The organism is Sphingomonas sp. S-NIH.Pt3_0716, assembly GCF_003950715.1.
Classification (GTDB): Bacteria; Pseudomonadota; Alphaproteobacteria; order Sphingomonadales; family Sphingomonadaceae; genus Sphingobium; species Sphingobium yanoikuyae_A.
The window spans coordinates 169,857-182,362 of record NZ_QLJK01000001.1 but is presented as its reverse complement, the minus strand read 5'-3'; the positions used below and the strand labels follow the sequence as shown (position 1 = coordinate 182,362).

Here is a 12,506-nt window from a genome sequence, read left to right as displayed (position 1 = left end):
CCAATCCCGATCAGGGCGCTATCAGGACGGCTTGACCTTCCCGGGCAAGATCTAAGGAAAGCTTATTCGCATGCGTTTCACTTCCGCGCTCAAGACCGTGGCGATCGGTTTCGCCCTCACCGCGTCCAGCGTGGCCTTCGCCCAGGGTGGCGGCGGTGGCGGCGGCGGTGCCGAGGAAATGAAGAAGGCGGAGACCGCTGCGAAGGCGGAGCAGAATGCCAAGTCGCTGGGCGCCCAGCTGACGCCGCAGCTGCCGCCGGCGACCATCCCGGCCGACCCGCAGAATATCTGGGATCTCGACCTGTCGAGCGGCGGCCGCGTGCGCATTCAGCTGCGCCCGGACATCGCCCCCAACCATGTCGAGCGGATCAAGGAACTGACCCGCCAGGGCTTCTACAATGGCCTGAAGTTCCATCGCGTGATTCCTGGCTTCATGGCCCAGGGCGGCGATCCCAAGGGGGACGGAACCGGCGGTTCGACGCTGCCCGACCTCAAGGCCGAGTTCAACCCGATGCCGCATCTGCGCGGTACCCTGTCGATGGCCCGCGCCCAGAGCGAGGACAGCGCCAATAGCCAGTTCTTCATCGTGCTGCTGCCGCGCATGCAGCTCGACAAGAAATATACCGTTTTCGGCCGCGTGATCGAAGGCATGCAATATGTCGACGCGATCCATGAGGGCGAACCGCCGGCCGACCCGACCGTGATCCTGCAGGCCTCGATCGAGAGCGACGGCAAGCCGCCGGTGCTGGCACCGCCGCCCCCGCCGCCGGCGCCCGAACCCGCAGCGCTGCCGTCGAAGAAGCCGGCTGCCCCGGCCAAGAAGCCGGCCCCCAAGAAGAAGTGAGTTTGCGCCCGGAAGGGCCATCGTCATGCGTGTAGACCTGTTCGATTTCGATCTGCCGGCGGAGAATATCGCGCTCCGTCCGGCCAGCCCGCGCGATTCGGCGCGCCTTCTGCTCGTGCCCGGCGACGGCGCGATGGAGGATCGCATCGTGCGCGACCTGCCATCGCTGCTGCGCGCGGGCGATGTGCTGGTCTTCAACGACACTCGCGTCATTCCCGCCCAGCTCGAAGGGATGCGGGGCGAGGCGCGGATCGGCGCGACCCTGCACAAGCGGCTGGGCTTGCGCCAGTGGCAGGCCTTTCTGCGCAATGCCAAGCGGGTGCGGGATGGCGACCGGATCGATTTCGGTGCCGGCGTCACCGCAATCGCCGGCCCGCGCGACGAGGATGGCGGCGTTACTCTCGATTTCGAGGGCGAGGAACCGGTCGAGATTCTGCTGGAGCGGGCCGGGCGCATGCCGCTGCCGCCCTATATCGCCAGCAAACGCGCCACCGACGAGCGTGACCGCAGCGATTACCAGACCATGTTCGCGCGCGAGGATGGCGCGGTCGCCGCCCCCACCGCCGCGCTGCACTTCACGCCCGACCTCACCGCCGCACTGGCGCAGGCCGGTGTGCTGACCGAAACGCTGACCCTGCATGTCGGCGCGGGCACCTTCCTGCCGGTCAAGGCGGACGATACCGACGACCATCGCATGCATGCCGAATGGGGGCGGATCGATCAGGACACGGCCGATCGCCTGAACGCCGCGCGCGCGGCTGGCGGCCGGATCATCGCGGTCGGCACCACCTCGCTGCGCCTGCTCGAAAGCGCGACCGGCGAGGATGGCGTGATCCGCCCCTTCGCCGACGAAACCCGCATCTTCATCACGCCCGGCTACCGCTTCCGCGCGATCGACGGGCTGATGACCAATTTTCACCTGCCCAAATCGACCCTGTTCATGCTGGTAAGCGCCTTGATGGGCCGCGATCGGATGCAACAGGTCTACGCCCATGCGATCGCCACTGGCTATCGCTTCTACAGCTATGGGGACTCTTCGCTGCTGCTGCCGTGACGGCGATCGGTCATTGATCCGCTCGTTTGACGCAGGCGATGCTGCCGACAATGTCGGTGCGGGTGCCGCGGTTGCAGTGCCAGGACGGGTCATCCTGCAATGTCGGCGGATGGTCCTTGGCGGCCGAACGATAATGGGCATTATATAGCCAGATCAGCGCGGGGCGGCCGTTTATGGCATGGGCGCGCAATATTGCGTTCGGATCGGCCCTGCGGTCCACGACCAGCGGTTCCACTGGCAGGTCCATTCCGGCCCGTGTCAGGAAATAGCCGCCGATGGCTGCAAGCGATGCGCGATCCATGATCTTTGCCGAGGGCGAATCCCATAGGAACAGGACGCGGTCGGGCCGTTCCGCGCGGATGAAGTCGCTGCCCTGTTCATAGCCGTAGATCGTTCGGTCGCCCAGTTCGGTCCGCATCAGCGTTGGGTTGAGGACGGGCACCATGAAGGCGAAAGCCATGCCCAGTGCGGCATGAACGGGACGCGGCGTGCGCTGGATCAACAGGGTCAGGCCCAGCATCGCGCTTGGCACCAGTGGCACCAGATAACGGTCGGTCAGGGACGGCTGGAATAGGCTGACCAGGATCGCAATGGCAAAGCCGATCACCGCCGTCAGTGCCGTCAGCGGCAACGGGTCGCTGCCGCTCGATAGGATATCGGATTGCCGGCGCCGCATATGGATCGTCGCGACGATGACAAGCGCGATGACCGCGAACAGGGCGACGATATTCTGCGCGCCCAGGACGAAGGCCAGGTTGAGCATCGCTCGGGACAGGCTGGTAGGATCATACCAGGCGACATCGTCGCGCGCATAGTCTGCCAGCCGGGGCAGATGATAGGCGAACCAGCAAAGGCCCGGTGTCGCCACGATCATCGCCGGCCACATCCGCGCCAGGTTCAGGCGATGTCGGTACAGCAGCACCAGTATCTGGCCCAGGATCAGGACGGCGGCATAATAATGGGTGAGGAACATCAGTGTTCCAAGCCCGACCCAGAGCATCGCCCAGCGCAGCGTCAATCGCTCAAGCAGATGCGCGACGGTCAGGCAGGATGCGGTCGACAGCATCATCATCAGGCCATAGCCGCGTGCGTCCACCATGATGCCCAGATTGGGCGGCCACAGAAAGAGGAGGGCGGCCCATGTCCAGGCGCCGGTGCGACCGAGCGTGCGCGGGCGCCAGAGCAGCGGCAACAGGGCGGCGGCGAGGACGAACAGGATGGAGGGGAGGCGCAGCATCAGATTGCTGTCGCCGAACAGCGTCACCCAGCCTGTCAGCAGCAGATAATAGAGTGGCGGATTGCAATCGAGCCAGGCCTCGCGCCAGAAGGACGACCAGTCCGGTCGCGTCGCGATCATCCCGCTCCAGGTTTCATCGAGCCACAATGGGGTCGTGTTCGCCAAGCTTAAGCGCATGCCGACCAGATAGAGGGCGCCAAGGAGGAAGAAACTGCCGGTCAGCAGGATGATCGGTGTCGCGGGCAACCGGCGCGCGGCGGAAGTTTCGGGCAAGATCGGATCCTCGGATGAATTGCGAGGACAGTGATTTGCCATGGTTAATATATGGATAAGTGAAGGCGGGCTTCGTGGTCGGGGGTGGTGTCGCGGCCAGCGAGGATGGTGTGATCCGCCCTTTCGCCGAGGAAAGCCGCACCTTGGTCGCGTGGCGCTATCGGTTCATTCCTCGCTGCTGCTGCCGCAAGGTTGAACCTGGTGGCTAGAAGGCCTCCGCAATCCCGACATAGACGGCATGATCGTCCTTTCCCGCCGCAAGGTCGACGCGCAACTGTACGTCATTGCTGCGGAAAGGGCGATAGCGCAGGCCTATGCCGCCGGCCGGCAGCAGCTTGCCCTTGTCGATGATCGTGCCGGCCGATGGCGCGATGCCGCCCAGCCCGACAAAGGCGGTCGCGCCCCAACGGCCGCTGACATGCTGGCGCCATTCGGCCTGCGTCGCCCAACTGGCCTTATCGCGATAGCGACCGGTGACATAGCCGCGCAGATCGTTGTTCGCGCCGAACAGGCACAGATCATAATAAGGGGCGTTGCCCCCGGCGGCACATAGCGCGCCCCGCAGTGCGATCACCGTGCCGGCGCCGATCGGCAGATAGCTGTTGGCGGCCATCTGCAACTTGTCATGGCTATAGCTGTCGCCCAGGGCGCGCAGGCCGAACAGCCAGTTGGCGCTCAACATCACGCCGCGATGCGGTTGGGTAGCGCTGTCGCGCGTATCATAGGCAAAGCTCGGGCCGATCGCGGACAGATTGCTGTTCATGGCGTCCGGCGGCGGCGCCGGCAAGGATTCGGCCTCCGCCTCTTTCAGCCGCGCGTCGGTGGTGCGCAGGCGGTAGCGGATGCCGGCATAGCCGCGCGGGAAGACGCGCATCAACGCCTGCAGGTCGATGTTGAACTGCTTGCTGTCGATTTCGCGATGGACGCCGTCATCGCCCGCAGCCGCGCCGATCCCATAATAGTCGTTGCGATCGTCGATATAGGAGAGGCTGGCGCTGAAGCGCAGCCGATCCTTGTCGAACGACATGGAATGAAAGGCGCAGACGCCCCTGGTCCCGCGGGAGGTGTAGATGATGCCGCCGGCACTGATCCACTGCTGGGGCGCGGCATTGGGATTGTAGAAGGCGATGGCACCTGCGGCGAGGCCGGTGCCGGTTGCCGGATTGGACAGCGGCACGGGCGCGAAGAGGATTTGAGGCTTGCGGGTGGTGGAGGGCGCCGTGCTGCCTTCAGCGGGCAGGGCGCGTGACAGGCTGTTCGCATCGGTCTCGCTCTGGGCCGTCGCCATGCCCGCTGACAGGCTGGGGACGGACGCAAGCACCACGCATCCGAGGCGATAGCGCCGGATCATACCGGGGCCTGTGGGAGAGGCGGGCGGATGGCCATGCTCTATCCATCCCTCATCTCTGGCAGAGGAGCCATCGGGACAAACACTGAAGCATGGCCGGCGATCTTGCGCAGATTCAAGGCAAAGCCGTCGAATTGCGCCGTGACATTCGGGGGAATGCGATCGGACGGATGCAGGGCAGGGCAGGGCAGGGCAGGGCAGGGCAGGGCAGGGCATGCGCAAGCGACTGAAATGGCAATACCCCCACATGTCGATCGCTTTGCGCTCTCGCCTGACTATCGTCATGGAAAGCCGGCGTCGGCCGGTCACCACTAGGGATAATCCCTGAGCCATGCCGGTGTTTCGCCCGATGGCTCCCGGCCCCCCAAACGGCACATGTTGCCTCCGATAGACTGAGGGGGTCATATGGCCAATCTGGCGGAATTTCTGGACAAGCTGCCCATCCTGCTGGTCGGGTTTCTGATGCTGGCGACCATGACGCTGACGGCGACGGCCGGCTATGTCCTGCGGCAGCGGGTGCGCCGGCTGTTGACGCACAAGGGCGCCACGGAGGAAAATGGGGCGGAAGGCTATATCGTCTCTGCCGTGATCGGTCTGGTTGCGCTGTTGCTGGGCTTCACCTTTGCGCTGGCGGTCGGCCGGTTCGAAACGCGTCGGGCGCTGGTGCTGCAGGAAGCCAATGCCATCGGCACCAGCTATCTGCGGGTCCAGGGCCTGCCCGAACCGCATCGCACGCGGATGTCGCAGATATTGGTCAACTACACCAATAATCGCGTCGAACTGGGCACGGCCAGCCCCGACAAGATGGCGCCCTTGATCGTCGCCAGCGATCGACTGCTGGTCGAGCTATGGGCCGGCACGCTGGCGGCGACCGATGCGATCGGCAATTCCGCGCTGGCCTCCTCGCTCCATTCGACCGTCAACGAAGTGATCGACATGGACAGCGCGCGCAAGGCGGCGCGCAAGGTGCGGGTGCCGGGCGAGGTGTTCCTGGCGCTATGGGTCTATATCGCGGTGACTGCGGGGATGCTGGGCTATGCCCGGTCGGAAACACAGGGGCGGATGCTGGCGGGCATATTATTCCTGCTCTTCACCATGTCCTACATGCTGATCATCGACATCGACCGGCCGGCGGGCGGCAATATCGTCGAAAGCCAGGGGCCGATGATCGAACTGCGCAAGACGCTGAAACAGCAGCCGCCCGGCACCTTCGACATCTGGCGCAAGCCGGTCGTGGAGCCAGCGATCTAGGCGCAACGAAATGCCGCCGCCAATGCGCGCAGCATCGGCGGTGGCGTCTCGCGCAGGGTGGCGGCGCGCGGGCCATGGAGCAGGCCGATCGTCCGCCGTTCGCCAAAATCGCGTAATTTGGCGCGCGCCATGCCGGGCCATTCATAGCTCAGCGGCATCACCGTGACGCCCAGGCCCGCCGCCACCATCTGCATCACCCGCTCGTCATTTGTCGACCGATAGGCGAAATGCGGGCGGATGCCGCGATCGACGAAATAGCGGCTGGTCGCCGACAGCGCCTCGCAATGACGGCGCACGATCATCGTCTCGCCAGCCAGTTCTTCCGCCGCGATCGCCTCTCGCCCGGCGAGGCGATGGTCGGCGGGCAGGGCCAGGCCATAGCCTTCCTCGGCCCATATCTGCGCCGCATAGCGGTCCTCCGCGCCCGGCCGCACCAGGGTCAGTGCCACGTCGATCCGCTCGGCATCCAGTCGCCCGAGCAGTTCGCGCTCCGACCCTGGAATGAATTCCACCCGGCCGCGCGCCTCGGCCGGGCAGGCGGCGACCGCTGCCGCCACCGGCGCCCCGGCGATGCTGGTCAGCAGGCCGATGCGCAGCGTCTGGATTTCGGCCGTCTGCGCGCCCGCCTGTTCGGCCAGGTTGAACTCGCGCTCGATCCGCCGCGCGTGGCTCAGCAGGCGACTGCCGGCCTCGGTCAGTTCGACCCGCTGGTTGCTACGCAGGAACAGTGGCGCGCCGACCGCCTGTTCCAGCTTGGCGACGCCGACCGACAGGGTCGGTTGCGACACCAGGCAATGCGCCGCCGCACGGGAGAAATTGCCCTGGTCCACGACCGCCAGGAAATAGCGCAGCAGATAGCGTTCGATCATAGATGGAAACTATACACTCCTGCCCGTGGTTTCAATTTTTCCCTTGCCGCGTTCAGGACTAGGGTGCGGCGCAGGAGAGATGCCAATGACCGACTTCGATTTCGCCCTGGGCGAGCATGCGGACATGATCCGCGAAAGCACCGCCCGTTTTGCCGCCGATCATATCGCCCCGCTGGCGGCTGAGATCGACGCCAAGGACTGGTTCCCCCGCGACCTGTGGCCCGCCATGGGCGCGCTTGGCCTGCACGGCATCACCGTGGACGAGGCGGATGGCGGCCTGGGCCTGGGCTATCTGGAGCATGTGGTGGCGCAGGAGGAAGTGGCACGAGCCTCCGCCTCCATAGGTCTCAGCTATGGCGCGCACTCAAACCTCTGCGTCAACCAGATCCGCCGCTGGGGCAATGACGCGCAGAAGGCGCGCTATCTGCCCAAGCTGATTTCCGGCGAGCATGTCGGCAGCCTTGCCATGTCGGAGGCCGGCGCCGGGTCCGATGTCGTGTCGATGAAGCTGAAGGCCGAGAAGAAGGGTGATCGCTACGTCCTCAACGGCACCAAATTCTGGATCACCAACGCGACCGAGGCGGACACGCTGGTCGTCTATGCCAAGACCGGCGAGGGCTCCAAGGGCATCACGACCTTCCTGATCGAGAAGGGCTTTGCCGGCTTCTCGATCGGCCAGAAGATCGACAAGGTCGGCATGCGCGGCAGTCCGACCGCCGAACTGGTGTTCGACGATTGCGAAGTGCCCGAAGAGAATATCATGGGGCCGCTCAACGGCGGCGCGGGCGTGCTGATGTCGGGCCTCGACTATGAGCGCACCGTGCTCGCCGGCATCCAGCTCGGCATCATGCAGGCCTGTCTCGACACGGTGCTGCCCTATGTTCGCGAGCGCAGGCAGTTCGGAAAGCCCATCGGCGCGTTCCAGCTGATGCAGGCCAAGGTCGCCGACATGTATGTCGCGCTCAACAGCGCGCGCGCCTATGTCTATGCCGTGGCGCGTGCCTGCGACGCAGGCAAGACCACGCGTTTCGATGCGGCCGGCGCCATCCTGCTGGCCAGCGAGAATGCGATGAAGGTCGCGCTGGAAGCGGTGCAGGCGCTGGGCGGCGCGGGCTATACTAGGGACTGGCCGGTCGAACGCTATATGCGCGACGCCAAGCTGCTCGATATCGGCGCCGGCACCAACGAGATCCGCCGGATGCTGATTGGCCGGGAATTAATTGGGGCGTGATTCAGCTCCGCCCCACGAACAGGAAGCCGACCGCCGCCATAATGCAGGCAAAGGCCGCCGCGTGGCGCCAGTGGAGCGGTTCGCCCAGCACCGTCACCATGAAGATGCCGAAGATCACGAGGGCGATGGCTTCCTGCGCGATCTTGAGTTGTCCGGCGGACCAGCCATGGGCAAAGCCGATGCGGTTGGCGGGCACCGCCAGGCAATATTCGACGAAGGCAATCGCCCAGCTGATCAGGATGACCAGCATCAGCGGTTTGTTCATGCCGCCCCTGAGGTGCCAGTACCAGGCGGTGGTCATGAACAGGTTGGAGAGGATGAGGAGAATGATGGTGGGCATATCTGCTCTGTGGCACGCGGACGCCGGGAAGGCGAGGGCATGAGCGCACCCGTATTGGACAGCAAGCTGTCGCCCGATGGCGAAAGCTTCCGTGCCAATGCCGCGCATAATCGTGCGCTGGCGGAGGAATTGCGCAGCAAGGTTGCCGACGCGGCGTTGGGCGGATCGCCGGCGGCGCGCGACAAGCACACCGGGCGCGGCAAGCTGCTGCCGCGTGATCGCGTCGAACGGCTGCTCGATCCCGGCTCGCCTTTCCTGGAGATTGGCCAGCTCGCCGCCAATGGCCAATATGGCGACGAGGTGCCGGGCGCCGGCATGATCGCCGGCATCGGCCGGGTGTCGGGGCGGCAGGTGATGATCGCCTGCAACGACGCCACGGTGAAGGGCGGCACTTACTATCCCGTCACGGTGAAGAAGCATTTGCGTGCGCAGGAAATCGCGCTCGAAAACCGGCTGCCCTGCGTCTATCTGGTCGACAGTGGCGGCGCCAACCTGCCCAACCAGGCGGAGGTCTTCCCCGACCGCGACCATTTCGGCCGCATCTTCTATAATCAGGCGAACCTGTCGGCGCGCGGCATTCCGCAGATCGCCTGCGTCATGGGCAGCTGCACCGCCGGTGGCGCCTATGTCCCGGCCATGTCGGACGAGACGGTGATCGTCCGCAACCAGGGCACCATCTTCCTCGCCGGCCCGCCGCTGGTGCAGGCGGCGACGGGCGAGGTCATCAGCGCCGAGGATCTGGGCGGCGGCGACCTGCATGGCCGCAAGTCCGGCGTGGTCGATCATGTCGCGGACAATGACGAGCATGCGCTGTCGATCGTGCGCGACATCGTCTCGACCCTGCAGCCCGACCGCCAGAGCGACCTCAACCTGCGCGACCCGCGTCCGCCCAAGTTCGATCCGGCCGATCTCTATGGCATCATCCCCCAGGATGTGCGCGCGCCCTATGATGTGCGCGAAGTGATTGCGCGGATCGTCGATGGTAGCGAATTTCACGAGTTCAAGCCGCTCTACGGCACCACGCTCGTCTGCGGCTTCGCCCATATCTGGGGCATGCCGGTGGCGATCCTGGCGAACAACGGCGTGCTGTTCAGCGAAAGCGCGCAGAAGGGCGCCCATTTCATCGAACTGGCCTGCCAGCGGCGCGTACCCTTGCTCTTCCTCCAGAATATTTCCGGCTTCATGGTCGGTGGCAAATATGAGGCGGAAGGGATCGCAAAGCATGGCGCCAAGCTGGTGACGGCGGTGGCCACGGCGCAGGTGCCCAAGATCACCGTGCTGATCGGCGGCAGCTTCGGCGCGGGCAATTATGGCATGTGTGGCCGCGCCTATCAGCCGCGCTTCCTCTTCACCTGGCCCAATGCCCGCATCAGCGTGATGGGTGGCGAGCAGGCGGCGAGCGTGCTGGCGACCGTCCACCGCGACGGCGCCAAATGGACGCCGGAAGAGGCCGAAGCCTTCAAGGCGCCGGTGCGCCAGAAATATGAGGATGAAGGTAATCCCTATTTCGCGACTTCGCGCCTGTGGGACGATGGCGTGATCGACCCGGCCCAGACACGGGATGTGCTGGGGTTGGCCTTCGCCGCCGCCTTGAACGCGCCGGTGGAGGAACGCGCCCAGTTCGGTGTGTTCCGGATGTGATCGGGGTGGAGGCGATGCTGCCCCTCTCATTCCTCCCTGAGCTTGTCTCGGGGAGGGGGACCGCCCGGCGCAGCCGGGTGGTGGAGGGGCAGGCGCGCGTGCGCCTCCGCGACGATCCCCGTCATGACGGCATCGAGGTCATTCAGCACATCGCGCGCCGCGATACGCAGCGTAGCGATCCCCGCCGCCGCGAACCATGCATCGCGCGCAGCGTCATGGCGCAGTCTTGCGCCATCATCATGCCCGCTTCCATCGATCTCGATCGCCAGGCGGGCGTCGATGCAATAGTAGTCGAGGATATAGGCGCCGCTTGGATGCTGGCGACGAAATTTCAGTCCGCCCGGTCGCTGCCGCAACGCTTGCCAGATCAATATTTCGGGCAGGGACATCGTTCGCCGCAACTGCCGCGCCGTTCGCGTCGCGCGCTTTCCTGCCTTGGGCGCCCGGTCTCTCAGCATCGCACCATTACCCCTCCACCATGCTTCGCTTGGTCCCCCTCCCCGAGACAAGCTCGGGGAGGAATAACCGGAGATGTCCATGCTTGAATCCCTCCTCATCGCCAATCGGGGCGAAATTGCCTGTCGCATCATCCGCACCGCGCGGCGGCTGGGTATCCGCACGATCGCGGTCTATTCCGATGCCGACGCCGACGCGCTGCATGTGCGCGAAGCGGATGAGGCTGTGCATATCGGCCCATCGCCGGTGCGCGAATCCTATCTGGTCGGCGAGCGCATCATCGCGACAGCGAAAGCGACAGGGGCGCAGGCGATTCACCCCGGCTATGGCTTCCTGTCGGAAAATGCCGAATTTGCGCAGGCGGTGATCGATGCGGGGCTGATCTGGGTCGGCCCCAACCCGTCCTCCATCACCGCCATGGGTCTGAAAGACGCGGCCAAGACACTGATGCAGGATGCCGGCGTGCCCACCACGCCGGGCTATCTGGGCGAAGACCAGTCGCCCGAGCGGCTGGCGGCGGAGGCGGACGCGATAGGCTATCCTGTCCTCATCAAGGCGGTGGCCGGTGGCGGCGGCAAGGGGATGCGCAAGGTCGATGCCGCGGCCGACTTCGCCGACGCCTTGCTGTCCTGCCGGCGCGAGGCGGCGTCCAGCTTCGGCAACGATCAGGTGCTGCTGGAAAAATGGATCACCAATCCGCGCCATATCGAGGTGCAGGTGTTTGGCGACAAGCATGGCCATGTCGTCCATCTGTTCGAGCGCGACTGTTCGCTCCAGCGCCGCCACCAGAAGGTGATCGAGGAAGCACCCGCGCCGGGCATGGATGAAGCGACCCGCGCGGCCGTGTGTCAGGCGGCGGTCAATGCGGCCAAGGCGGTCGACTATGTCGGCGCCGGCACGATCGAGTTCATCGCCGATGGCTCGGATGGGCTGTGCGCCGATCGCATCTGGTTCATGGAAATGAACACCCGGCTTCAGGTCGAACATCCCGTGACCGAGGAGATTACCGGCCAGGATCTGGTCGAATGGCAGTTGCGGGTCGCGTCGGGTGAACCGCTACCGCGGACGCAGGATCAGCTGTCGATCAATGGCTGGGCGATGGAAGCGCGCCTCTATGCCGAGGATCCGGCCAAGGGCTTCCTGCCTTCGATCGGTACGCTCGATACGTTCGAACTGGGCGGCGGTGCGCGCATCGATACCGGCGTCGAGGAAGGGGCGGCCATTTCGCCCTATCATGACCCGATGATCGCCAAGGTCATCGCCCATGGCGACACGCGCGACGCGGCGCGGCTGCGGCTGGCGGCGGCGCTTGATGATACGGTGATCTGGCCGCTGCGCACCAATGCGGGCTTTCTGGTCAAGGCGCTGGAGAATGCGGATTTCGCGGCGGCCCGGCTCGACACCGGCCTGATTGCGCGGGAGGGCGATGCGCTGTTGCCGCCGGCCGATCCGTCCGATGCGGCACTGGCCGATGCGGCAGCGGCGCTGACGCCGGGCGGGGCGCTGGCGGGCTTCCGCCTCAATGCGCGGGTCCGGGCGGAGGCGAGTTTCCTGCTGAACGGCCATCCCCATGCCGTGCGCTATGATCCGCGTCTGGGCGACGCCCGGCCGTTGGAGGATGTGCTGATTGCCGAGGGCGGGCAGGTCTGGGAAATGACGCCCTGGCGCGTCGCCGGTGGCGCCGGTGGCGCGGCATCTGACGGCGCGATCCTGTCGCCCATGCCCGGCCGCATCATTGCCGTGGCGGTGACGGCCGGACAGACGGTGACCAAGAGACAGAAGCTGCTGACGCTCGAAGCGATGAAGATGGAGCATAGCCTGGTCGCGCCGTTCGACGGCGTGGTTGCCGAACTCAACGCGGCCGAGGGCGGGCAGGTGAGCGAAGGCGTATTGCTGGCCCGGATCGATCATGGCGAAGGTTGAGCCGATCCGGCTTCATGGAATGATAATTGCACTATCGTG

General features: G+C 65.4%; 11 protein-coding genes. 6 read left to right on the top strand and 5 right to left on the bottom strand.

What is annotated here, in order from left to right; translation table 11 throughout:
* Positions 1 to 70 precede the first annotated feature (70 nt).
* A complete protein-coding gene (locus tag BRX37_RS00850; protein ID WP_004211219.1) occupies positions 71 to 844 on the top strand; it encodes a peptidylprolyl isomerase in 774 nt (257 codons plus the stop codon).
* A gap of 25 nt (positions 845 to 869) precedes the next feature.
* Entirely contained in the window at positions 870 to 1,898 is a 1,029-nt protein-coding gene (gene queA / locus BRX37_RS00845) for a tRNA preQ1(34) S-adenosylmethionine ribosyltransferase-isomerase QueA (RefSeq protein ID WP_004211220.1), read from the top strand.
* A gap of 10 nt (positions 1,899 to 1,908) precedes the next feature.
* Here the strand turns inward: queA and BRX37_RS00840 are convergent, their stop codons facing one another.
* A complete protein-coding gene (locus tag BRX37_RS00840; protein WP_164522381.1) occupies positions 1,909 to 3,408 on the bottom strand; it encodes a glycosyltransferase family 39 protein in 1,500 nt (499 codons plus the stop codon).
* A gap of 205 nt (positions 3,409 to 3,613) precedes the next feature.
* Entirely contained in the window at positions 3,614 to 4,732 is a 1,119-nt protein-coding gene (locus BRX37_RS00835) for a BamA/TamA family outer membrane protein (protein WP_318276546.1), read from the bottom strand.
* 429 nt (positions 4,733 to 5,161) lie between these two features.
* Here BRX37_RS00835 and BRX37_RS00830 point away from each other — a divergent pair, with 429 nt between their 5' ends.
* Positions 5,162 to 6,007 carry a bestrophin-like domain gene (locus tag BRX37_RS00830; protein WP_125985179.1) on the top strand — a complete coding sequence of 282 codons (846 nt, stop codon included), beginning with the start codon at positions 5,162 to 5,164 and terminating at the stop codon, positions 6,005 to 6,007.
* Here the strand turns inward: BRX37_RS00830 and BRX37_RS00825 are convergent.
* On the bottom strand, positions 6,004 to 6,876 hold the full coding sequence (locus BRX37_RS00825) for a LysR family transcriptional regulator (protein ID WP_125985178.1): 873 nt from the start codon (positions 6,874 to 6,876) through the stop codon (positions 6,004 to 6,006). The two genes, BRX37_RS00830 and BRX37_RS00825, sit on opposite strands and share 4 nt — an antisense overlap.
* Positions 6,877 to 6,961: 85 nt before the next feature.
* Between BRX37_RS00825 and BRX37_RS00820 the strand changes: the two genes are divergently transcribed.
* On the top strand, positions 6,962 to 8,107 hold the full coding sequence (locus tag BRX37_RS00820; protein ID WP_004211231.1) for an isovaleryl-CoA dehydrogenase: 1,146 nt from the start codon (positions 6,962 to 6,964) through the stop codon (positions 8,105 to 8,107).
* A 1-nt stretch (position 8,108) separates the two neighbouring features.
* On the opposite strand, the gene BRX37_RS00815 is transcribed toward BRX37_RS00820, so the two are convergent.
* The gene (locus tag BRX37_RS00815; RefSeq protein ID WP_069336771.1) at positions 8,109 to 8,447 is read right to left on the bottom strand and encodes a DMT family protein; all 339 of its coding nucleotides are present in this window, start codon (positions 8,445 to 8,447) and stop codon (positions 8,109 to 8,111) included.
* 39 nt (positions 8,448 to 8,486) lie between these two features.
* Here BRX37_RS00815 and BRX37_RS00810 point away from each other — a divergent pair, with 39 nt between their 5' ends.
* Positions 8,487 to 10,088, top strand: coding sequence for a carboxyl transferase domain-containing protein (locus BRX37_RS00810; protein WP_125985177.1), 1,602 nt, complete (start codon positions 8,487 to 8,489; stop codon positions 10,086 to 10,088).
* A 26-nt stretch (positions 10,089 to 10,114) separates the two neighbouring features.
* On the opposite strand, the gene BRX37_RS00805 is transcribed toward BRX37_RS00810, so the two are convergent.
* Positions 10,115 to 10,627 carry a DUF559 domain-containing protein gene (locus BRX37_RS00805; protein WP_318276545.1) on the bottom strand — a complete coding sequence of 171 codons (513 nt, stop codon included), beginning with the start codon at positions 10,625 to 10,627 and terminating at the stop codon, positions 10,115 to 10,117.
* On the opposite strand from BRX37_RS00805, the gene BRX37_RS00800 reads away from it, so the two are divergent.
* Positions 10,626 to 12,467: an acetyl/propionyl/methylcrotonyl-CoA carboxylase subunit alpha gene (locus tag BRX37_RS00800; protein WP_125985176.1), complete on the top strand. Its 1,842-nt coding sequence runs from the start codon at positions 10,626 to 10,628 to the stop codon at positions 12,465 to 12,467. The genes BRX37_RS00805 and BRX37_RS00800 overlap by 2 nt on opposite strands.
* Positions 12,468 to 12,506 lie beyond the last annotated feature (39 nt).